The organism is Rubrimonas sp. (assembly GCF_036788415.1).
In the GTDB taxonomy this organism is placed as follows: Bacteria; Pseudomonadota; Alphaproteobacteria; order Rhodobacterales; family Rhodobacteraceae; genus Rubrimonas.
In genome coordinates this window covers 76,530-96,096 of sequence record NZ_DAIQNN010000002.1, presented here as the reverse complement: position 1 = coordinate 96,096, position 19,567 = coordinate 76,530, and the positions used below count along the sequence as shown (strand labels likewise).

Annotated in this window: 21 protein-coding genes; 6 read left to right on the top strand and 15 right to left on the bottom strand. The window is 73.3% G+C overall.

All coding sequences use genetic code 11. From position 1 onward, the window contains the following. Positions 1-89: 89 nt before the first annotated feature. The 4 genes from V7Q31_RS01205 to V7Q31_RS01190 form a co-directional block, all read right to left on the bottom strand. Complete coding sequence (locus tag V7Q31_RS01205) at positions 90-824, bottom strand: DUF2927 domain-containing protein (protein ID WP_333831837.1); 735 nt, start codon at positions 822-824, stop codon at positions 90-92. 119 nt (positions 825-943) lie between these two features. Further along, positions 944-2,131: a toxic anion resistance protein gene (locus V7Q31_RS01200; protein WP_333831836.1), complete on the bottom strand. Its 1,188-nt coding sequence runs from the start codon at positions 2,129-2,131 to the stop codon at positions 944-946. Positions 2,132-2,171: 40 nt separating this feature from the next. After that, positions 2,172-3,155: a 5-bromo-4-chloroindolyl phosphate hydrolysis family protein gene (locus V7Q31_RS01195; protein ID WP_333831835.1), complete on the bottom strand. Its 984-nt coding sequence runs from the start codon at positions 3,153-3,155 to the stop codon at positions 2,172-2,174. After that, positions 3,152-3,280: a hypothetical protein gene (locus V7Q31_RS01190; protein ID WP_333831834.1), complete on the bottom strand. Its 129-nt coding sequence runs from the start codon at positions 3,278-3,280 to the stop codon at positions 3,152-3,154. The genes V7Q31_RS01195 and V7Q31_RS01190 overlap by 4 nt, the downstream gene beginning before the upstream one ends. A gap of 102 nt (positions 3,281-3,382) precedes the next feature. Here V7Q31_RS01190 and V7Q31_RS01185 point away from each other — a divergent pair, with 102 nt between their 5' ends. After that, entirely contained in the window at positions 3,383-4,351 is a 969-nt protein-coding gene (locus V7Q31_RS01185; RefSeq protein ID WP_333831833.1) for a ChaN family lipoprotein, read from the top strand. Positions 4,352-4,355: 4 nt separating this feature from the next. On the opposite strand, the gene V7Q31_RS01180 is transcribed toward V7Q31_RS01185, so the two are convergent. The 5 genes from V7Q31_RS01180 to V7Q31_RS01160 all read right to left on the bottom strand — a co-directional run bounded on the left by V7Q31_RS01180 (position 4,356) and on the right by V7Q31_RS01160 (position 9,030). Then, entirely contained in the window at positions 4,356-4,592 is a 237-nt protein-coding gene (locus V7Q31_RS01180) for a sulfurtransferase TusA family protein (RefSeq protein WP_333831832.1), read from the bottom strand. Between the two features lie 45 nt (positions 4,593-4,637). Then, entirely contained in the window at positions 4,638-5,888 is a 1,251-nt protein-coding gene (locus tag V7Q31_RS01175; protein ID WP_333831831.1) for a multidrug effflux MFS transporter, read from the bottom strand. A 31-nt stretch (positions 5,889-5,919) separates the two neighbouring features. Beyond that, positions 5,920-6,849 (bottom strand): ornithine carbamoyltransferase, encoded by a 930-nt coding sequence (gene argF, locus V7Q31_RS01170; protein WP_333831830.1) that lies wholly within the window; start codon positions 6,847-6,849, stop codon positions 5,920-5,922. Positions 6,850-6,860: 11 nt separating this feature from the next. Beyond that, a complete protein-coding gene (locus V7Q31_RS01165; RefSeq protein ID WP_333831829.1) occupies positions 6,861-8,045 on the bottom strand; it encodes an aspartate aminotransferase family protein in 1,185 nt (394 codons plus the stop codon). A gap of 133 nt (positions 8,046-8,178) precedes the next feature. Next, positions 8,179-9,030: an ABC transporter permease gene (locus V7Q31_RS01160; RefSeq protein WP_333831828.1), complete on the bottom strand. Its 852-nt coding sequence runs from the start codon at positions 9,028-9,030 to the stop codon at positions 8,179-8,181. 131 nt (positions 9,031-9,161) lie between these two features. Here V7Q31_RS01160 and V7Q31_RS01155 point away from each other — a divergent pair, with 131 nt between their 5' ends. The 4 genes from V7Q31_RS01155 (at position 9,162) to mgtE (ending at position 12,852) form a co-directional block, all read left to right on the top strand. Continuing rightward, the gene (locus V7Q31_RS01155) at positions 9,162-9,785 is read left to right on the top strand and encodes a GcrA family cell cycle regulator (protein WP_333831827.1); all 624 of its coding nucleotides are present in this window, start codon (positions 9,162-9,164) and stop codon (positions 9,783-9,785) included. Positions 9,786-9,828: 43 nt separating this feature from the next. Next, on the top strand, positions 9,829-10,674 hold the full coding sequence (locus V7Q31_RS01150) for a pseudouridine synthase (RefSeq protein WP_333831826.1): 846 nt from the start codon (positions 9,829-9,831) through the stop codon (positions 10,672-10,674). Beyond that, positions 10,671-11,363 carry an N-acetylmuramoyl-L-alanine amidase gene (locus V7Q31_RS01145; protein WP_333831825.1) on the top strand — a complete coding sequence of 231 codons (693 nt, stop codon included), beginning with the start codon at positions 10,671-10,673 and terminating at the stop codon, positions 11,361-11,363. The genes V7Q31_RS01150 and V7Q31_RS01145 overlap by 4 nt, the downstream gene beginning before the upstream one ends. A gap of 82 nt (positions 11,364-11,445) precedes the next feature. Beyond that, complete coding sequence (mgtE, locus tag V7Q31_RS01140) at positions 11,446-12,852, top strand: magnesium transporter (RefSeq protein WP_333831824.1); 1,407 nt, start codon at positions 11,446-11,448, stop codon at positions 12,850-12,852. 13 nt (positions 12,853-12,865) lie between these two features. On the opposite strand, the gene V7Q31_RS01135 is transcribed toward mgtE, so the two are convergent. Together V7Q31_RS01135 and V7Q31_RS01130 are read right to left on the bottom strand one after the other, a co-directional pair. Beyond that, positions 12,866-14,203 (bottom strand): amidase, encoded by a 1,338-nt coding sequence (locus V7Q31_RS01135; protein ID WP_333831823.1) that lies wholly within the window; start codon positions 14,201-14,203, stop codon positions 12,866-12,868. Positions 14,204-14,219: 16 nt separating this feature from the next. Further along, positions 14,220-15,068, bottom strand: a complete 849-nt coding sequence (locus V7Q31_RS01130; protein WP_333831822.1) for a fumarylacetoacetate hydrolase family protein — start codon at positions 15,066-15,068, stop codon at positions 14,220-14,222. 135 nt (positions 15,069-15,203) lie between these two features. On the opposite strand from V7Q31_RS01130, the gene V7Q31_RS01125 reads away from it, so the two are divergent. After that, entirely contained in the window at positions 15,204-15,653 is a 450-nt protein-coding gene (locus V7Q31_RS01125; RefSeq protein WP_333831821.1) for an SAM-dependent methyltransferase, read from the top strand. On the opposite strand, the gene V7Q31_RS01120 is transcribed toward V7Q31_RS01125, so the two are convergent. From V7Q31_RS01120 to V7Q31_RS01105, 4 genes are read right to left on the bottom strand one after another with little or no spacing between them, the layout of a single operon-like run. Continuing rightward, the gene (locus V7Q31_RS01120; RefSeq protein ID WP_333831820.1) at positions 15,640-16,566 is read right to left on the bottom strand and encodes a metal ABC transporter permease; all 927 of its coding nucleotides are present in this window, start codon (positions 16,564-16,566) and stop codon (positions 15,640-15,642) included. The two genes, V7Q31_RS01125 and V7Q31_RS01120, sit on opposite strands and share 14 nt — an antisense overlap. Positions 16,567-16,576: 10 nt before the next feature. Further along, on the bottom strand, positions 16,577-17,785 hold the full coding sequence (locus V7Q31_RS01115; protein WP_333831819.1) for a metal ABC transporter permease: 1,209 nt from the start codon (positions 17,783-17,785) through the stop codon (positions 16,577-16,579). Beyond that, positions 17,785-18,555, bottom strand: coding sequence for a metal ABC transporter ATP-binding protein (locus V7Q31_RS01110; RefSeq protein ID WP_333831818.1), 771 nt, complete (start codon positions 18,553-18,555; stop codon positions 17,785-17,787). Before V7Q31_RS01110 ends, V7Q31_RS01115 begins: the two co-directional genes overlap by 1 nt. Next, on the bottom strand, positions 18,552-19,514 hold the full coding sequence (locus V7Q31_RS01105) for a metal ABC transporter solute-binding protein, Zn/Mn family (RefSeq protein WP_333831817.1): 963 nt from the start codon (positions 19,512-19,514) through the stop codon (positions 18,552-18,554). Before V7Q31_RS01105 ends, V7Q31_RS01110 begins: the two co-directional genes overlap by 4 nt. Between the last annotated feature and the right edge of the window lie 53 nt (positions 19,515-19,567).

Here is a 19,567-nt window from a genome sequence, read left to right as displayed (position 1 = left end):
CGCCGCTGCGGGCAGAGTAGCCGCGCCCCGCTGCGAGCGCCAGCGCCGCCGCAGGCCGCGACGACCGCCGCGCGTTCGGGCGGCGCGCGTCAGACCGGCCCGCCTTCGGGGCGAAGCTCCGAGATCACCTCGCGCACGATGGGCATCGCCTCATGACGCCGCATCCCGCTGCGCAGGCGATCATCATAGAGCACGCGCAGCAGATACTCGTCATGCTCGGTCAGCAGCGCGAATTCGCCGTCGTCGTTGAAGATCGAGGGCCGCGCGCCGAAGAAGTCGTTGCCCGGGCCGAGCGCCTGCGCGAATTCCTCATGCGCGCAGCTCTCGCGCAGCAGGCCGGTGGTCTCGGCCTTGATGAGGATCACGCCCTGCAGGATCACCGGATCGGTCGGGTTCACGCCGACGGTCGCGGCGCAGGGGATCTCCCAGTCGTCGCCCTTCAGACGGTAGATCAGCCCTTCGCTCGCCTCGCCGTCGAGCATCTCCAGAAACTCGGCCGCGCTGCGCCGGGCCGGGCGCGACAGGATCAGGATCAGCAGATTGTCCTGCTCGCCGGGCGCCGCGGCGGCGATGTCGAGCCCGGTCACCCGCGACAGACGCTCGGCGAGGGCGGCGTATGTCGCGACGTCGCGCGCGGTCACCGCGTCGCCGGCCAGCGCGTACCGGATCGGTCCGCGCCATTTCACCAGCGGCGTCTCGCGCTCGCGCGCGACCAGCGCGCCGTCCACCAGCGTGAACTCCGAGAAGAACACGATCCGCTCGAAATTGCGGGCGAGGTCGGCATTGCTGAAGGGCGCGTCCGCGGGCGCGTAATCGGTGCGCATGCCCCCCATCGCCTGCGCGTACTGGGTCAGCTCGGCATAGGCGCGGGTGGCGCGGTCGGGGGCCGCGGCGGCGCAGCCCGCAAGGGCGAGCGCCGCCGCGCAGAGCGGGGCGCGGCCTCTCAGTTGACCGCCCCCCCGAGGTTCTCGCCGACCCCGTCGGCGCGCGCCTTGGCGGAGGCCAGCGTCGCCTTCAGCTCGGCTTCCATCTTCCGGAGCTCCGCTTCGGCGGCGGCGCGCCGGGCCTTGCCCTCGTCGGCGATCTGGAGGCTTTCGTTGATCGTCGCGATCAGCCGGTCGTTGGCCTCCTTGACCGCCTCGATGTCGAACACGCCGCGCTCCATCTGCTCGCGCACTTCGCGGTTGGCGCTCTGGAGGTTTTCGGCGTTCTTGCGCAGAAGCTCGTTGGTCAGGTCGGTCGCGCCTTTCACCGCGCCGGCGGCGTCGCGCGAGCGGGCGATGGTGACGGCCTGCGCCAGCTGCGTCTCCCACAGCGGCACGGTGTTGACGAGCGTGGACTTGATCTTGCCGATCAGGCTCTTGTCGTTCTCCTGCACCAGCCGGATCGAGGGCAACGACTGCATGGTGACCTGGCGGGTCAGCTTCATGTCGTGCACCCGGCGCTCGAGGTCGTCGCGCGCGGCGCGCAGGTCGCGCAGCTCCTGCGCGCGCAGGATCGCCTCGCCTTCGGAGGCGTTCTCGACCTGGCGTTCCTTGGCGGGGATGGTGGTCGCGTCGAGTTCGGCGAGCTTGGCTTCGCCGGCGGCGATGTAGAGCGCGATCTCGTCGTAGAATTGCAGCGTCTTCTCGTAGAGCTTGTCGAGGAACTTCACGTCCTTGAGCAGCACCGTCTCATGCGTCAGCAACTCGTCTGTGATGCGGTCGATGGTTCCGCGCACGCCCTCGTACTGCGCGATGAACTCGGCCACCGGCGTCACCCGCCCCATCAGCCGCTCCCACCAGCTCTGCTTGCGGTTGGGGTCGAGTTCGGCCACGTCGAAGCCGCGGATCGAGGCGACCATGCGCCCCAGCGCGTCTCCGGCGGGACCCGTGTCCTTGTTGCGCACGCCCTCCAGCATCTCGTTGGAGATGGCTGTGAGCCCCGCCTGCGCCTTCGAGCCGAAGGTGATGATCGACTGGGTGTTGGCCATGTCGAGCTCGGCCATGCGCGCCTCGATGGCGGCGCGGTCCTCGGGCGCGGCCTGATCGATGACGATCAGCTCGCCTTTCGGCTCGGGCAGCAGCGCCATCGTCACGGCGTCGGCCTCGGCGAGCGCCGCCTGCGCCTTGTCGCGAAGTCCGTCGGTCATGGGAAATCCTCCTGTCGGGGCTCGGGTCCGGCGCGGGCGCTCAGACGCCTTCCATCTTCAGCCGGTCGCGCAGCACTTCGATCTCGACGTCGAGCGCGGTGCGGTCGTCGAGCAGCAGCTCTTCGCGGTGGCGGGCGAAATGGCCCTCCAGATCGTCGAGCAGCGCGACATAGTCGGCGCGCATCAGGGGGTCCGGGCTCTCCTCCCACGCGCGGGCGAATTTCACCGCGGCGTCGCGCGCGCCGACGAGATAGACCGAGAGGAACCGCCGCGCCCGGCGCAGATCGCGCGGATCGCGCTCGATGCGCGCGAGCACCTCCTGCGCGCTGGCGGCGAGCGCGGCGACGCGGTCTTGAAGCGCGCGGTCGGCGGTGCGCGCGATCGCGCCTGTCATCTCGCCGAGCAGCGCGCGGGCCGTCTCGATCTTGGTGATCGCCTCGTCGAGCGCGGCGCCTTCGAGCCCGTCGACGCCCTTGGCCTTCATCGGATCGATCCCGAACGCCGCCACATGCAGACCGCCCGCGACCGCCGCGAACACGACGGTCCGCACCATGTCGAGCCCGCCGAACCAGGTCGCGACGCCGACGCCGAGCGCGGTGAAGGCGGCGCCGAACAGCTTGCGCGGGAAGGCCGGCGGCTTGGCGACGGCGCGCGCCTCATAGGCCGCCGCCGCCTCGATCCCGGTGCGCGTCAGGCCGGCGGCGAGGATCAGCGCGACCCAGGCGCCGCCCATCCACACCAGCCCCAGCGCGTCGCCCTCGAGCATCGCGGCGAAGGCGCCGAACAGCAGGAAGGTCGGCCAGAGAAACAGCAGCGTCGCGCGCAGCGAGCGCGAGCGCACGGCGCGCCCTGACCATTGCGACGGCGCGGGCTTGCGCGAAGCGGGCTTCGGGCGCGGCAGTTGGGGAGAGGGAGGCGGAGCGCCGGCGACGCGCGCGGCCCGGGCCGCGCGGGCGGCGGGGCCCTCCTCGCCGCGGCCGTCTCCGGGCGAATGGGCGCCGCCCCAGCGGCGGCCCGCGCTCATCGCGGCTGCTCCGCTATGGTCGCCGCCCGACGGTCGTCGTAATCGACCACGCCCTGGCATGAGGCCAGAGCGATCATCGCCGACAGCGCCGCATAGGCCGCGCCTCTGAGGAATTTTCCGCCCATCGCCCTGCGCCCGTCGGGACAACCCGCAATTCAGGCTCATATAGCAAGGCGCGCGCCGCGTCGCTACGGTCGGGCGCCCGCCGCATCAGGGAGGTCTCCGCCATGATCCGTCTCGCTTTCGCAGCGCTCGCCCCGCTGCTCGCCCTCGCCGCGGCGGTCGCCGCGCAGGACGGGCCAGCGATGCCGGCCACTGCAGCCCATCCCCACCCGCTCGCCGGACGGATCGTCGCAACGGCGGATGGCGCGGCGGTGGCGGGGCCGGAGGCGCTGGCCGAGGCGTTGGCCGGGGCGGACGTCGTCGTGCTCGGCGAGACCCATGACAACGCCGACCATCACGCCGCGCAGGCCTGGCTGACGGCGCGCCTCGCCCCCGGCGGCCTCGCCTTCGAAATGATCCCGCGCGACCGCGAAGACGCGGTGGCGCGGTTGCGCGCCGAAGGGGCCGACGCCGCGGCCCTCGCCGCCGCGCTCGACTGGGAGCGCCGGGGCTGGCCGGATTTCGCGATGTACGCGCCGATCTTCGCCGCGGCGCCCGACGCCGAGGTCACCGGCGGCGCCATCGACCGCGAGGCGGCGGGGGCCGCGATGCGCGAGGGCGCGGACGTTGCGGCGCGGCGGTCGATCGGCGCGTCCGGCGGGCGCTACGGGCTTCAGAGCCCCCTGCCGGAGTCCGTCCTCGCCGCAGCCGCCGCCGAGCAGGTCGCCGCCCATTGCGACGCGATCCCCGAGAGCGTCGGGCGCCAGATGGTCGAGGCGCAGCGGTTGCGCGACGCGGCCTTCGCCGACGCGGCCCTGCGCGCCCGCGCGCTCGGTGGAGAGCGCCCCGTCGCGCTGATCGCCGGCGCGGGCCACGCGCGCAAGGATCGGGGCGCGCCCGCGGCGCTCGCCGCCGCGCGGCCCGATCTGCGCGTGCTCAGCGTCGCGATGCTGGAGACCTTCGACGGCGCGGAGGACTGGCGCGCCTACGCCGCAGGGCCGGAAGGCGCGGCGCTCTACGATTTCGTCTGGTTCACGGCGCCCGCCGAGCGCGCGGACCCTTGCGAAGCCTTCCGCAGCCGCGCCGCTCCCTGAAGCCTCAACCGCCCTTGCGGATCAGCCAGACCCGGCCGGCCCCCTCGCCCGACGTCTCGCCGAGCAGCGCGTGCCCGGCCTCGGCGCAGAAATGCGGCACGTCGATCACCGCCGCCGGGTCGTCGGACAGCATCCGCAGCACCGCGCCTGGCGCGAGCGCCTGAAGGCGCTTGCGCGCCTTCAGCACGGGGAGCGGACAAAGCAGCCCGCGCGCGTCAAGTTCGGCGTCGATCTGGGTCATGCGCGCAAGGGTAGGCGGGCCGCGTCTCGCCGGCAAGATGCGGCCTCAGTCGCCGCGCCGGCTCATCCCGGGCAGCGGACCCGCCACATTGTCCACCCAGAAAACGAAGAGCACGGCGGCGAAGGCCGCGACGCTCGACAGCGCCATCACCCACAGCAGCGGGAACGGCCCTGTCTCAGGCCCCAGCAGCGCGCCGGCCAGCGTGGCCAGCGCCGCGCCGCCGCCGATCATCAGCGCGCCGCCGAGCCCCGAGGCGCTGCCCGCAAGTTGCGGACGCACCGACATCGTGCCGACCGTCGCGCCCGGCATGGTCAGCCCGTTGCCGAAGCCCATCAGGGCGATCGGCCCGAACAGCGCCAGCGGGTGCGACGCGCCGCCCGCGAACAGCGCCAGCGACCCCGAAAGCGCCGCCGTCGCGATCACCGTGCCGAGCAGCATCAGCCGGTTGATCCCGAGCCTCGCCCCGTACCGGCCTGAAACGTAGTTCCCGCTGGCGTAGCCGAGCGCGATCGAGCCGAACCAGAACCCCGTCTCAGCGGGCGACAGCCCCAGAACGACCGACGCGACATAGGGCGCGCCGCCGAGAAACGCGAAGAACGCGCCCGAGGCGAAAGCCGCCGTCAGCGCGTAGCCCCAGAAGCGGCGCGAGCGCAGCAGCGCGGGATAGTCGCGGAACTGCGCGCCGAAACTGTCCGAGGGCGCCGCGTTGGTCTCGCCGAGATCGCGCCAGACGACCCAGAACGCGCCGAGCCCCACGACGAGCATCAGCGCGATGGGCGCCCGCCAGCCGAAGACCTCGTCGAGCGCGCCGCCGATCATCGGCCCCACCATTGGCGCCACCGCCATGCCCATCGTGACGTAACCGATCAGGCTCGCCGCCTCGCCGGCCCCGCGCATGTCGCGCGCGATGGTGCGCGAAAGCGCGAAGCCCGCGGCAACCGCGGCTTGCAGCATCCGCCACAGCAGGAACAGCTCGATCGTCGGCGCGGTCAGGCAGCCGACCGTGGCCACGAGGAAGATCAGGAGCGCGCCGAGCTGAACGGGCCGGCGCCCATAGCGGTCCGACAGCGGTCCGATCAGGAGCTGCAGCACCGCCGTGGTCGCCAGATAGCCCGACACGGCCAGCTGCGCGAGCGCGTACTCCGCCCCGAAATCGGCGGCGAGCCCCGGCAGCGAGGGCAGGAAGATGTTCATGTTGAGCGCCGCCAGCGCCGTGATCAGCACGAGCGTCGCGATGGTGGGGGGCGTGTCGGGGTCGAGAAAGACCGGAGCGGTGGAGGACTGAGGGCGCGGCATGTCGCTCAGTTCAGCGAAGGCCGACGGCGCCTCACAGCGCGCCCAGACACCAGCGCAGGATGCCCTTCTGCGCATGCAGGCGGTTCTCCGCCTCGTCGAAGATCGCCGAGTTCGGGCCGTCCAACACCTCCGCCGTCGCCTCCTCGCCGCGATGCGCCGGCAGGCAGTGCAAAAACAGCGCGTCCGGCTTCGCCCGCGCCATCAGGGCGGCGTCCACCTGATAGGGGCGCAGCAGGTTGTGGCGACGCTCGCGCGCCTCGCCGGTGTCGTGCATCGACAGCCATGTGTCGGTGATCACGGCGTCGGCCCCCTCGACCGCCGCGACCGGGTCGCGCTCGACCGCGACGCGCGCGCCCTGCCCGCGCGCCCAGTCGAGATAGCGGGGCTCGACGTCGAGCGCCTCGGGCGTGGCCAGCGTCAGGGCGAAGCCGAAGCGCGCCGCCGCCTCGAGGAAAGTCTGCGCCACGTTGTTGCCGTCGCCGAGCCAGACCAGCTTCTTGCCCGCGATCGGCCCGCGCAGCTCCTCCACCGTCATCACGTCGGCCATGATCTGGCAGGGGTGGCTGTCGTCGGTCAGCGCGTTGACGACCGGAACGCTCGCATGTTCGGCGAGCTCCAGGAGCTTCGCATGCGCGGTGGTGCGGATCATGATCGCGTCCACGTAGCGCGACAGGACGCGGGCGGTGTCGGCGAGGCTTTCGCCGCGCCCGAGCTGCATCTCGGCGCCGTTCAGCACCACGCTCTCGCCGCCGAGCTGGCGGATCGCCATGTCGAAGCTGACGCGCGTCCGGGTCGAGGGCTTCTCGAAGATCATCGCCAGCGCCCGCCCCGCGAGGGGGCGGTCGGCGTCGGGCGCGCCTTTCGGCATGCCCGCGCGCGCGGCCTTCATCGCCCGCGCGCCGTCGATCATCGCCCGCAGATCAGCCGCCTCTGTCGCCGAGATGTCGAGGAAGTGCCGCATGCGCCCGCCTGTCACGCCGCCTGCGCGGCGCGCAGCGCGCCGCAGGCGGCCTCCAGCCGGCGCACGCCCTCGTCGAGCTCGGCGTCGGTCGCGATCAGCGGCGGCAGGATGCGCACCACATTGTCGCCCGCCGGCACCACCAGCAGCTCGGCGTCGCGCGCCCTCGCCACCAGCTCGGCGTTGGAGGCGCGACATTTCAGCCCCATCAGCAGCCCTTCGCCGCGCACCTCCTCCAGCAGGTCGGGAAAGGCCGCGACCAGCCCCTCCAGCCGCTGGCGCAGCCGCCCCGACGCCTCGGAGACGCGCGGCAGGAAGCCCGGCGCGCACATCAGCTCCAGCACCTTTTCGCCCACCGCCATCGCCAGCGGATTGCCGCCATAGGTCGAGCCGTGCGTGCCCGCCGTCATCCCCGCCGCCGCGCGCTCGGTCGCCAGGCACGCCCCCAGCGGGAAGCCTCCGCCGATGCCCTTGGCTGCGGCCATGATGTCGGGCGTCACGCCGGCCCATTCATGCGCGAAAAGCTTGCCGGTGCGTCCGTAGCCCGACTGCACCTCGTCGAAGATCAGCAGGATCCCATGTTCGCCGCACAGCTCCCGCAACCCCTTGAGGCACTGCGGCGGCACAGCGCGGACGCCGCCTTCGCCCTGCACCGGCTCGATCGCGACCGCCGCCGTCTCCGGCCCGATCGCGGCCCGGAGCGCCTCGTGATCGCCGAAGGGGACTTGCTGGAAGCCGTCGGGCATCGGCCCGAAGCCCTTCACGAGCTTCTCCTGCCCCGCGAGCGCGATGGTCGCGAGCGTGCGCCCGTGAAACGCCCCCTCGAAAGCCACGATCCGGAACCGCTCGGGGTTTCCGTGATGGCTGTGGAACTTGCGCGCCATCTTGATCGCGCATTCCATCGCCTCGGCGCCGGAATTGGTGAAGAACACCGTGTCGGCGAAGGTCTCCTCCACCAGCCGCGCCGCCAGCCGCTCCTGCCCCGGAACCCGGTAGAGGTTCGAGGTGTGCCACAGCCTGCCGGCCTGCTCGGTCAGCGCGGCGACCAGCTCGGGATGGGCGTGGCCGAAGGCGTTGACGGCGATCCCGGCGCCGAAATCGAGGAAGCGTCGGCCCTGCGCGTCGATCAGCCAGCAGCCCTCGCCGCGGGCGACCTCGATGGGCGCGCGGGCGTATGTGGGAAGGACGGGATCGATCATCGCGGGCCTCCTCTGGGGTCCCCTCTCGGGATGGGCCGTATGCGCGCCGCGCTCAAAGCGAAACCCCGCCGGGCGGCGCGCGGCGGGGCGTGTTTCGCTGTTAGCGCCGCGCGGCCCTTGCGTCAATTCGGCCTCAGGACTTCAACCCCCGCCCCGACGCGATCAGCCGCAGCGCCGCCCACCACAGCGCCGCCGTCGCCGCCCCCGCCACCGCCAACGCGAGCCAGGGCGAGCCGTCCGACACGCCGAGCACGCCGAAGCGGAAGCCGTCGATCACATGGAACACCGGGTTGGCGTGGCTCACCGCCCACAGCCAGTCTGGCAGGTCGGCGACCGAATAGAAGGTGCCCGACAGGAAGGCCAGCGGCGTGACCGCGAAATTGGTGATCGCCGCCATCTGGTCGAATTTCGTGCAGAGGACGCCCGTCACGATGCCCGCCAGCGCCATCATCTTCGCCGCCAGCGCGATGAAGACCAGCGCCCAGAGCGGATGCGCCGGCGCGATCCCGAGCGCGAGGAATGTCGGAACGCCCACCGCCAGCGAAACCACCACCCCGCGCGCGACGCCCCCCGCCAGATAGCCCGTCAGCAACTCCACCGGCGAGAGCGGCGGCATCAGCGTGTCGACGATGTTGCCCTGCACTTTCGAGATCAGCAGCGACGAGGATGTGTTGGCGAAGGCGTTCTGCAGCACCGTCATCATCAGCACGCCCGGCGCGAGGAACGCGATGAAGGGGACGCCCATCACATCGCCGCGCCGGTCGGCGAGCGCGAAGTGGAAAACCGCCATGAACAGCCCAGCCGTCACCACCGGAGCGAGCAGCGTCTGCCCCCAGACCTTGGCGAAGCGCCAGATCTCGCGCGCGGTCAGCGTCCAGAGGCCGAGCCAGTTGACCCGCCCGAAGCGCCGCTGGCCCGGCGGCGCCCAGTCGGCGCTGTCGCTCGCCCGCTTCCCGGCGGCGGCCGGCCCTCGCGGATCGGTCATTTCCATGCCCGCCCTCTGCTTGTATAGAAACGCCCGACGCCTAACATGTCGGGCGCGCCGCGCCCAGAAGCAGCGGCGCAATCCCCAACCGCCCCCGCGCCCGAGGGGATGCGCATTCGAGGAGCCGCAGGATGTCCTGGACCGACGAACGGGTCGCCCGCCTGCAGGAGATGTGGAACGAAGGGCTGTCCGCCGCCCAGATCGCCAAGGAGCTCGGCGGCGTCACGCGCAATGCGGTGATCGGCAAGGTCCACCGGCTCGGCCTGTCCAACCGCGCGACCGGCTCCGCCCGCCCCGGCGGCGACGGCCATGGCGAGCACGACGCCCTCGCCGCGCCGGACGCGATCGAGGCCGCGGCGCCGTCCGTCGACGCCGCCGAGCCCGCGCCCGAGGCGACTGTCGCGCCCGCCCCCGAGGCGGCGGAGGCGCAGGTCCAGCCGCGGCCCGAGCCCGCGCCGGCCCCGGCGCGGGCGCTGTCGCCGACCCAGCGCCGCGAGCCGCAGCCGATGTCGGAAGACCGCCTCGAAGTGCTGGCCAATCTCGCGGAAATCGAGAAATCGGCCCGGCGCGTCTCGCTGCTCGACCTGACCGAGCGGGTCTGCAAATGGCCGATCGGCGACCCGACCGACGCCGATTTCCATTTCTGCGGTCTGCCGGCGGTTCCAGGCAAACCCTACTGCGCAGCGCATGTGGCGGTCGCCTTCCAGCCGATGTCGAGCCGCCGCGACCGCGACCGCGCGCGCATCCGCAGCTGAGCGCGGCCTTTGCGGGGCGCTCCGCATGCGCTAGCGATGCGCGATGACCGATGACGATCCCAAGGCACCGGACGCGCCCGAGCGCATCGCCAAGCGCCTCGCCCGCGCCGGCGTCGCCTCGCGCCGCGACGCCGAGAAGATGATCGCCGAGGGGCGGGTGCGTCTGAACGGCCGCCGCCTCGACAGCCCCGCCGTCACCGTCGGCCCGGCGGACCGCATCGAGGTGGACGGAAAGCCGGTCGCCGCGCCCGAGCCCGCGCGCCTTTGGCGCTACCACAAGCCCGCGGGCCTCGTGACCTCGGCGCGCGACGAGAAGGGCAGGCCCACCGTCTTCGACAGGCTGCCTCCCGAGCTGCCGCGCGTGATGAGCGTCGGGCGGCTCGACCTGACCTCCGAAGGGCTGCTGCTGCTGACCAATGACGGCGAGCTCAAGCGCCGGCTTGAGCTGCCCTCGACCGGCTGGCTGCGCAAATATCGCGTGCGCGCGCATGGCGCCCCCTCGGAGGCCGCGCTCGACCGGCTGCGCGCCGGCGTCGTCATCGACGGCGAGCGATTCCAGCCGATGATCGTGACGTTCGAGCGGGTGCAGGGCGCGAATTCCTGGATGACGGTCGGCCTGCGCGAGGGCCGCAACCGCGAAGTGCGGCGCGCGCTCGAGCTGGTGGGGCTTCAGGTCAACCGGCTGATCCGCGTCTCCTACGGGCCGTTCCAGCTCGGCGATCTGCCCGAGGGCGCCGTGGAGGAGGTGAAGCCGCGCGTGCTCGCCGATCAGCTCGGCCTCGCGCGCGTCTCGGCCAAGGCGGGGGGCGCGGCGAAGCCCGTCCCGACGAAGCCGAAGCCCGTGCGACCTCGCGCCCCCGGCAAGGCGCGCCCGCCGAAACGCCCGTGATCGAAGCGCCCTCGCCGAACCACGGGCCGCGGCGGGGCGGCGCTGCGCCCGATCTGGTTGTGCTGCACCACACCGCGATGGACAGCGCCGAGGCGGCGCTGGCGCGGCTGCGCGACCCGGCGGCGGAGGTCTCGGCGCATTGGCTGATCGCCGAGGACGGGCGGTCGTGGCGGCTCGTCGACGAGACGCGCCGGGCCTGGCATGCGGGGGCCGGGGCCTGGGGCGATTGCGCCGACGTGAACTCGCGCTCTATCGGCGTGGAGCTCGCCAATCCCGGCGACGCGCCCTTTCCCGAGCCGCAGATGGCGGCGCTGGAGGCGTTGCTGCGCCCCATTCTGGCGCGTTGGCCGATCCCGCCGGAGCGGGTGATCGGGCACGCCTGCATGGCGCCGGGCCGCAAGGCCGATCCGTCGCGGCGCTTCGACTGGCGCCGGCTCGCGCGCGCGGGGCTCGCGATCTGGGCCGAGCCGGTCCGCGACCCCGCGCCCGCCGATCCCGCGCCCTTCCGCGCCGCCGCGCGCCGCTTCGGCTATCCGCTCGGCCCTGGCGAGGGATGGGACGCCGAGGCGCGCGCCGTCGCCGCCGCCTTCCGGCTGCGCTTCCGTCCGTCGGACGACGCCGACGGCCCCCTCGATGCGGGCGGGCTCGCCCAGCTTCAGGCCCTCGCGGCGCGCTGGCCGGCGCGCTGAGCGCGCGCGCCTTTGCGCCGACGCCTCCCACGCGCTACCTAGGTCGCGCGTTTCCCGTTCCCCCGCAGCAGGAGCCCGCGCCATGACCCAGGCGACCGAGCCCGCAGAAGATCGCGCCGAGCTTCGCGCCCTCGACGACGAGGAGATGCTGGAGCAGGCCGCGCGCGACGTCGTCGCCGCGCTCGACGCCGATGACGGGGCGGGCGACGCGGCCGAACTCGCGCGCCTGCTCGCGCCGCTGCACGAAGCCGACATCGCCGACCTGATCGAGCAGCTCGACAGCCCGCGCCGCCACGCCCTCGTCGAGGCGCTCGACCCCGAGACGCTCTCCGAAGTGCTCGCCGAGCTGGAGGAGGGCGCGCGCGACGCGGTGCTGGCGCGGCTCGACCCAGCGCGCCTCGCTGCGGCGGTGCGCGAACTCGACAGCGACGACATCGTTTATCTCGTCGAGGACCTCGACGAGGAGGACCAGAAGCGCGTCCTCGAAGGGCTCGACGCCTCGGACCGGATCGTGGTCGAGCAGGCGCTGTCCTATCCCGACTACTCCGCGGGCCGCCTGATGCAGCGCGAAGTGGTCACCGCGCCGCCTTTCTGGACCGTGGGCCAGATGATCGACACGATGCGCGCCCGCGAGGACCTGCCCGAAACCTTCTACGACGTGGTCGTGGTCGATCCGGCGATGAAGCCGGTCGGGCGCGTGTCGCTCGCGCGGATGCTCGGCGCGCGCCGACCGGTCACGCTCGGCGGGATCATGGAGGAGGATTTCCGCACCGTCGGCGTCGCCGACCCGCAGGAGGACGTCGCGCGCCTGTTCGAGAAATACCACCTCGTCTCGATCCCGGTTGTGGACGAGGCGGGGCGGCTCGCCGGCGTCATCACCATCGACGACGCGATGAGCGTCCTCGACGACGAGGCGGAGGAGGACCTTCTGCGCCTCGGCGGCGTCGGCGACGAGGAGATCAACGACCGGGTCTGGGAGACGGTGCGCCGGCGCGCGCCTTGGCTGGCGGTCAATCTGCTGACGGCGATCCTCGCCTCGCTGGTCATCGCGATCTTCGACGAGGTGATCGCGCAGGTCGTGGCTTTGGCGGTGCTGATGCCCATCGTCGCCTCGATGGGCGGCAACGCCGGCACGCAGACCCTCACCGTCACGGTTCGCGCGCTGGCCACCCGCGACCTGACCGCGACCAACGCGCTGCGCGTGGTCGGGCGCGAGGCGCTGGCGGGGGGGCTCAACGGGCTGATCTTCGCGCTGGTGATCGGCGGGGTCGGGCTCGCCTGGTATGGCGACCCGATGCTCGGCGTGGTTCTGGGCCTCGCAATGGTCGTCAACATGCTTGCGGCTGGGCTCGCCGGCATCCTGATCCCGATGGCGCTCGACCGGGTCGGCGCCGACCCCGCGCTCGCCTCGGGCACCTTCGTCACCACGGTGACCGACGTGGTGGGCTTCTTCGCCTTTCTCGGCCTCGGGGCGCTTCTGTTGCTGTGAGGGGCGCGGCCGGTCAGGACAGCGCCCGCTCCATCGCCGCGCCGAGGCGGAGAAGGCGCGCCTCGTCGAAGGGCCGCCCGGTCAGCAGCAGGCCGCATCCGGGCGCGCCGGCGGGCAGGCTGAGGCCGCAGCACCCCATCAGATTGCCGAGCCGCGTGTTGCGCAGCGCCATCAGGTTGCGCGCGGCGTAGAACTCGGCGTCGGCCATCAGGCGGGCGACCGAGGGCGGCAGGATCGGCGCCGTCGGCCAGAGCGCCGCGTCATGCGCGGCGATGCGGGCGAGGAAGGCGCGGGCGAGGCGGCGGAACGCCATCCGGGCGCCGTCGGACTGATCGGCGGTGAAGGCGCGGCCCGAGCGGAAGCGGTCGGCGATGCGGTCCCAGATGAGTTCGGGGTTCGCCTCGATCCGCGCGCCCCAGATCGCATAGCCTTCCGTGTTGACGATCGCGCCGCGCTCTGCGGCGACGCGCAGGATCTCGGCGAGTTCCGGCGCCGGCCCCCGCTCGATCCGCGCGCCGGCCTGCGCCAGCCGCTCCACGGCGGCCTCGAAGGCGGCGACCGGCTCGGGGTCGGCCCTGTCGAACACGGTCGTCTCGGGGATGAAGAAGGCGCAGCCCTCGATCCGCGCGCCCTCCAGATCGGGCGGCGGCGCGCCGGTCAGGGCGGAGAGGATCAGGGCCGCGTCCTCGACCGTGCGGGTCAGCGGGCCGATCGTGTCGAGGCTCGGGGCCAGCGGCACGACGCCGTCATTGGGGATCAGCCCGGCGGTGGTCTTGAGCCCGACCAGCCCCTGCCATGCGGCGGGGATGCGCACCGAGCCGCCGGTGTCGCTGCCGAGCGCGCAGGGCGCCAGCCCCAGCGCCACCGCCGAGGCCGAGCCGGAGGACGAGCCGCCGGGCGCCCAGTCCGGATCGAACGGGTTCGGCGAGGTGGCGGTCATCGGATTGAGCCCGAGGCCGGAGAAGGCCAGCTCGCTCATCTGCGTCTTGCCGTGAAATACCATCCCCGCCGCGTCGAGGCGGCGCAGGCAGGCCGCGTCGCGGTCCGGCGTGCGATGGGCGAGCAGACGCGAGCCGGCCTCGGTTTCGATCCCCGCCGTGTCGAACAGGTCCTTCAGCGCGATGGGAACGCCGTCGAGCGGTCCGCGCAGCAGCCCCGCCTCGGCGCGCTCGGCGCTCGCGGCGGCCTGCGCGCGGGCGCGGGCGGGGGTGAGGCGCGCGAAGACGCGCTCGGCGTCGGGGTGGTTGGCGGCGGCGTCGAGGCAGGCCTCGAGCACGGCGCGCGGATCGGCCTTGCGCGCGGCGATGGCCCGCCCCAGCTCCGCCGCGCCCATCTGCGCCCAGCCGTTCATCGCCCGCCCTCCCGGCTCATTCCGACGCGCCGCGCACGCGCTGGCGCTGTTCGCCGAGGCCCGCGACCGACAGCGCCATTTCGTCGCCCGCGCGCAGGAAACGCGTCGGCGTGCGGGCCATGCCCACCCCTTCGGGCGTGCCGGTCGCGATCAGATCGCCCGGACGCAGCGCCATGAAGCGCGACATATAGGAGACGATCTCCGCCACCGAAAAGATCATGTCGGCGGTGGTCGAGCTCTGCATCGTCTCGCCGTTCAGCCGCAGCTCCAGCGCCAGCGCCTGCGGGTCGGCGATCTCGTCGGCGGTGACGAGCCAAGGGCCGACCGGGCCGAAGCCCGGGGCCGACTTGCCCTTGACCCATTGCCCCTTGCGCTCGATCTGCCATGCGCGCTCGGAGACGTCGTTCACCACGCAATAGCCCGCGACATGGGCCAGCGCGTCGGCCTCGGCGACATGGTCGCACCAGCGCCCGATCACCACGCCCAGCTCGACCTCCCAGTCGGATTTCTCGCTGTCGGGCGGCAGGATCAGATCGTCGTTCGGACCGGCGAGGCAGGTCGTCGCCTTGGAGAACAGGATCGGCTCGGGCGGGCGCTTGGCGCCGACTTCCTCGGCGTGGCGGCCGTAGTTCAGCCCGATGGCGTGGAAATTGGGAACCCAGCCGAGGCAGGGGCCGATCCGCGGCGCGCCCTCGACGCGCGGCAGGGCGGACAGGTCGAGCCCGCGCAGCGCGTCGAGCGCCTCGCAGGAGACGGCGTCGCCCGCCAGATCGGCCGTGACGGCGGAGAGGTCGCGGATCGCGCCCTCGGCGTCGAGCGCCCCCGGCTTCTCGCGGCCCGTCTCGCCCCAGCGCAGCAGTTTCATGGCGCGTCTCCCCTCGATGCCCGCGCGCCAGCATCGCGGCGGCGGCGGCGGGGTCAAGAGGCGCCGCGCCGATGGGTCGCGCCGACGCAGGCGGCGGGCCGCGCCATGATCGCGCGCCGGATGAGGAGACCGCCCATGATCGACGCCGACCTCCGCCCCGGCGAACAGACCGTCGCCCCGCCCGAGGGCTTCGACGCGCAGCTCTGGTTCATCGGACGGCTGCGCACGCCGTTCGCCGACCGCGCCGACTGTCCGCGTCAGGGCGACGTCGCGACGGGCCCCGTCTGCCGCGTCGAGATCGACCCGCGCTGGCGGCTCGCGCTGACCGGCGTCGAGGAATGCGAGGAGGTCGTGCTGCTCTACTGGATGCACGAATCGCGGCGCGATCTGGTGCTTCAGCGCCCGCGCGGCCGCGACGAGCTGGTGGGGACCTTCGCGCTGCGCTCGCCGGTGCGGCCCAATCCCATCGCCGTCTCGCAGGTGCCGCTTCTGGGGCGCGAAGGCGACGCGCTGCTGGTGCGCGGGCTCGACTGCGTCGACGGCACGCCGCTGCTCGACGTGAAGCTGGGGCTCAGACCGCGGTGACGCCCGCGCGGCGCCGTTTCGGCCCCCACAGGCAGGCGGCGAGCAGGATCAGCCCCGAGACGGTCGCCATCGTCCCCGCCGCGCTGACCGAGGCCGCGAAGCCCAGCCAGACCGGCCCATACCCCGCCAGCACATAGCCGAGGATCGCCGCCGCGAGCGCGAAGCCGAGCGACCACGCGACCTGCCGGTCCAGCCGGTCGGTCATCAGCCGCGCGGCGGCGGGCGGGCAGACGAACATCGCGATCACGATGATCGAGCCGACCGCCTCGAACGCCGTCACCGCCGCCAGCGCCGTCGCCGCCGCCAGTCCAGCGCCGACGAGGCCGGGCCGCGCCCCGACCGAGGCCGCGAAGCCCGGATCGAAAGTCGAAAGCGCCAGCTCCTTCCAGAACAGCCGCGTGAGGATCGCGAGGATCGCGACGGCGACGGCCAGCCGGGGGAGCGCGGGCGGCGCGCCCGCCAGCGCCCGCGGATCGAGCAGCGAGGTCCAGCCGGTCGCGTCCAGCCAGATCAGGCTTTCGAGATTGCCGTAGAGCGCGTGCTCGACGTCGAGATGCACGTCGCCGCCGACCGACTGCTCGAGCAGCAGCACCCCGCCCGCGAACATCGCGGTGAAGACCACCCCCATCGCGGCGCCGGGCTCGACCCGGCCCAGCCGGCGCACCAGCTCGATGGCGCCGGCGGCGACCAGAGCGGCGGCGGTCGCGCCGAGCAGCATCGCGAGCGTCGAGGTTCCGCCGCTCAGCAGGAACCCCGCCACCACGCCCGGCAGCACGACATGGCTCATCGCGTCGCCGATCAGCGCCTGCCGGCGCAGCAGCAGGAAATTGCCCGGCAGCGCGCAGACCGTCGCCGCGAGCGCGCCGATCAGCAGCGGCGCGAGGCTGAGCTGGACGAATTCCGCGCCCATCATGCCGCCGCGCTCATGTCGCTTCTCGGGGCGGGCCCAGCCGCCGGTCGAGCTCGGCGATCTGGTCGGCGGTCAGGGCGGTCTCGATGGGCGAGAGGCCGTCGAACCCCGCCGCCATGCCGCCCGGATCGCGGCGCGCCTCGGCCCAGCGGGCCTCGTCCCGCAGGGCGCGCGCGGCGCCCGCGCAGCCGGCTTCGGTGGGCGCGCCGTCGCGTCGGATCAGCCGGGCGCGGCGCAGCGCGCGCAGCGTGTCGGCGTCGAGAATCGGCTCGCCGCGCCCAAGCGCGAGCAGCCCTTGCCGCAGATGCGCCCGGCGCTGAAACCGCCGCCGCCGCAGCGCCGCAGCGAGCGCGCCCCGCCGCGGCGCGACCGCCATCGAGGCGGCGAACAGCGCGAAGGCCGTCAGCACGATCAGCGGCCCGGTCGGCAGCGCGGGCCCCGCCGCCGACAGCGCCGCGCCCACCCAGCCCGCGACCGCGCCGAACGCCGCCGACAGCGCCAGCATCGCGTCGATCCGGTCGGTCCAGAAACGCGCCGTGACCGGCGGGACGATCAGCAGCGCCACCACCAGCACGAGCCCCACGATCTTGAGGCCGATCACCGTCACGCCCAGCGCCAGCGCCATGATCGCGCCATCCACCGCGCGCACCGGCACGCCGAGCGTCGCGGCGTGCCCCTCGTCGAAGGCGACCAGCGTCATCGGGCGGCGCAGCGCCAGCACCGCCGCCCCGGCGACCGCCGCCGCCATCGCCGCAAGCTCGGCTTCCGCGCGTAGCATCGCCGAGGCCGCTCCGAGCAGGAAGCCCTCCAGCCCCGCCTGCCGCCCCAGCGGGACCGACTGCACGACGGTGAGCAACACCACGCCGAGGCCGAAAAAGCCTGAGAGCACCGCGCCGATGGCCGCGTCCTCGCTCAATCGCGTGCGCCGCACGATCCAGCCGATCGCGGCCAGCCCGAGCGCGGCCGACAGCGCCGCGCCCAGCATAAGCCCGGCGAGATCGCGCCCGTCGCCGCCCAGCGCGGCCATCGCCAGAAAGGCGAGCGCGACGCCCGGCAGCGTCGCATGGCCGAGCGCGTCCGAGATCAGCGCGCGCCGGCGCAGCAGCGCGAACACGCCCGCCCCGCCCGCCGCAGCCCCCAGCAGCGCCGCGCCCAGCGTCACGACGGCGGTGTTGTAGCCGGCGGAGAAGGTCAGCGCGGCGAGGAGCGCGGAGAGGTCCATCAGGCGGCCTGCGCGGCCCCGCCATAGGTCAGGCGAAGGTTCTCCGGCGTCGCCGTCTCGGCCACCGTGCCTTCGGCGATCTTGCGCAGGTTGATCATCAGCACCCGGTCGAAATAGGCCTGCAACGTCGACAGGTCGTGATGCACGCAGACCACCATGCGCCCCTCCGCCGCGAGCCCCTTCAGCACTTCGACCAGCGCCTTTTCGGTCGCGGCGTCCACCCCCGCGAAAGGCTCGTCGAGCAGGTAGAGGTCGGCGCCCTGCGCCAGCGCCCGCGCGATGAAGACCCGCTGCTGCTGCCCGCCCGACAGCTCGCCGATCTGGCGCTCCGCCAGCCGCTCCATGCCGACGCGGGATAGCGCCGCGCGCGCGATGTCGAGATCGCCCCGCCCCGCCAGCCGGAACGGCCCGAGCCGCGCATAGAGCCCCATCGCGGCGACGTCGATGGCGCGGGCGGGGAACTCCCAGTCCACGCTGGCGCGCTGCGGCACATAGGCGATGCGCCGGCGCGCGCGCGACAGCGGCCCGCCGAAGGCCCGCACCTCGCCCGAGAGCGGCTTCACCACCCCCAGCGCGCCCTTGAGGAAGCTCGACTTGCCGGCGCCGTTCGGCCCGACGATGGCGGTCATCGTCCCCGCCGGGAAATCCGCGTCGACCGAGAACACCGCCGGCGCGTCGCCATAGGCCACCGTCAGCCCCCGCACGCTGAGCGGGTGGACCGTCTCGGGCGCCGGGGCGCCGCCCGAAGCGAGGCGCAACTCCGCGCTCATCCCTGCGCCCTCAGCAACCCGTTGAGCCCCGCCGCCGGCGCCTGACCGCCGAGCGCGCGGGCGATGGTCGTGACATTGTGGTCGATCATGCCGACATAGGTCCCCTCATAGGTCCCCTCCGGCCCCATCGCGTCGGAGAACAGCTCGCCGCCGATGCGCACTTCGTGGCCCTGCGCAGCCGCCCCCTCCACCAGCGCCTGCAGATTGCGCGGCGAGACGGAGGTCTCGACGAACACCGCGCCGATGCGGCGGGAGACGAGCGTCTTCACAAGGTCCTCGATGCGGGCGAGCCCGGCCTCGGCCTCGGTCGAGATGCCCTGCACGCCGAGCACCTCGAACCCCCAGGCCGCGCCCAGATAGCCGAAGGCGTCGTGCGAGGTGACGAGCACCCGCGCCTCCTGCGGCACCGAGCCGAGGGCCGCGTCGGCGTAATCGGCGAGCGCCGCGATCTCCTCGTGATGGCGCATCGCGTTGCGCCCATAGGTCTCGGCGCCGTCGGGATCGACCTCGGTCAGCGCACGGCGCGCGCCGTCGACGGCGAACGCCCAGAGGCGCGGGTCCATCCAGATGTGCGGATCGAAACGCCCGGGCGCCTCCGGGTCCTCCAGCAGGCGCGACCGCGGAACCGCCTCGCCGAGCGCGGCCACCGGCTTGCGCGCGGCGAGGTCGAGCAGGAAGCCCTCGAGCTGCGCCTCCAGATAGAGCCCGTGCCACAGCACGAGGTCGGCGCGCGTCATCGCGGCGATGTCGCTGCGGGTCTGGCGGAAGGAGTGGGGGTCGACGCCGGGCCCCATCAGCGCCTGAACGGCGACGCGGTCGCCGCCGACGACGCGCGCGGCGTCCGCGACCATGCCGGTCGTCGCCGCAACGGTCAGGACGGGACTTGCGGCGGCTCCGGTCGACCGCAGCGCCGCGCTCGCGACGACGGTCCCAAGGAAACGGCGGCGGGAGAGGGACATGCGGCGCTGCTCCTGGAAGGAAACTGATACGCATTCTCAGGTAGCACGAGCCG

What these genes read in the sequence shown, in the direction of transcription:
- V7Q31_RS01205 (WP_333831837.1), bottom strand. Translation starts at nt 824, where the DNA reads ATGCGCACCGATTACGCGCCCGCGGACGCGCCCTTCAGCAATGCCGAC.
- V7Q31_RS01200 (WP_333831836.1), bottom strand. Translation starts at nt 2,131, where the DNA reads ATGACCGACGGACTTCGCGACAAGGCGCAGGCGGCGCTCGCCGAGGCC.
- V7Q31_RS01195 (WP_333831835.1), bottom strand. Translation starts at nt 3,155, where the DNA reads ATGAGCGCGGGCCGCCGCTGGGGCGGCGCCCATTCGCCCGGAGACGGC.
- V7Q31_RS01190 (WP_333831834.1), bottom strand. Translation starts at nt 3,280, where the DNA reads ATGGGCGGAAAATTCCTCAGAGGCGCGGCCTATGCGGCGCTGTCGGCG.
- V7Q31_RS01185 (WP_333831833.1), top strand. Translation starts at nt 3,383, where the DNA reads ATGATCCGTCTCGCTTTCGCAGCGCTCGCCCCGCTGCTCGCCCTCGCC.
- V7Q31_RS01180 (WP_333831832.1), bottom strand. Translation starts at nt 4,592, where the DNA reads ATGACCCAGATCGACGCCGAACTTGACGCGCGCGGGCTGCTTTGTCCG.
- V7Q31_RS01175 (WP_333831831.1), bottom strand. Translation starts at nt 5,888, where the DNA reads ATGCCGCGCCCTCAGTCCTCCACCGCTCCGGTCTTTCTCGACCCCGAC.
- argF (WP_333831830.1), bottom strand. Translation starts at nt 6,849, where the DNA reads ATGCGGCACTTCCTCGACATCTCGGCGACAGAGGCGGCTGATCTGCGG.
- V7Q31_RS01165 (WP_333831829.1), bottom strand. Translation starts at nt 8,045, where the DNA reads ATGATCGATCCCGTCCTTCCCACATACGCCCGCGCGCCCATCGAGGTC.
- V7Q31_RS01160 (WP_333831828.1), bottom strand. Translation starts at nt 9,030, where the DNA reads ATGACCGATCCGCGAGGGCCGGCCGCCGCCGGGAAGCGGGCGAGCGAC.
- V7Q31_RS01155 (WP_333831827.1), top strand. Translation starts at nt 9,162, where the DNA reads ATGTCCTGGACCGACGAACGGGTCGCCCGCCTGCAGGAGATGTGGAAC.
- V7Q31_RS01150 (WP_333831826.1), top strand. Translation starts at nt 9,829, where the DNA reads ATGACCGATGACGATCCCAAGGCACCGGACGCGCCCGAGCGCATCGCC.
- mgtE (WP_333831824.1), top strand. Translation starts at nt 11,446, where the DNA reads ATGACCCAGGCGACCGAGCCCGCAGAAGATCGCGCCGAGCTTCGCGCC.
- V7Q31_RS01135 (WP_333831823.1), bottom strand. Translation starts at nt 14,203, where the DNA reads ATGAACGGCTGGGCGCAGATGGGCGCGGCGGAGCTGGGGCGGGCCATC.
- V7Q31_RS01130 (WP_333831822.1), bottom strand. Translation starts at nt 15,068, where the DNA reads ATGAAACTGCTGCGCTGGGGCGAGACGGGCCGCGAGAAGCCGGGGGCG.
- V7Q31_RS01125 (WP_333831821.1), top strand. Translation starts at nt 15,204, where the DNA reads ATGATCGACGCCGACCTCCGCCCCGGCGAACAGACCGTCGCCCCGCCC.
- V7Q31_RS01120 (WP_333831820.1), bottom strand. Translation starts at nt 16,566, where the DNA reads ATGATGGGCGCGGAATTCGTCCAGCTCAGCCTCGCGCCGCTGCTGATC.
- V7Q31_RS01115 (WP_333831819.1), bottom strand. Translation starts at nt 17,785, where the DNA reads ATGGACCTCTCCGCGCTCCTCGCCGCGCTGACCTTCTCCGCCGGCTAC.
- V7Q31_RS01110 (WP_333831818.1), bottom strand. Translation starts at nt 18,555, where the DNA reads ATGAGCGCGGAGTTGCGCCTCGCTTCGGGCGGCGCCCCGGCGCCCGAG.
- V7Q31_RS01105 (WP_333831817.1), bottom strand. Translation starts at nt 19,514, where the DNA reads ATGTCCCTCTCCCGCCGCCGTTTCCTTGGGACCGTCGTCGCGAGCGCG.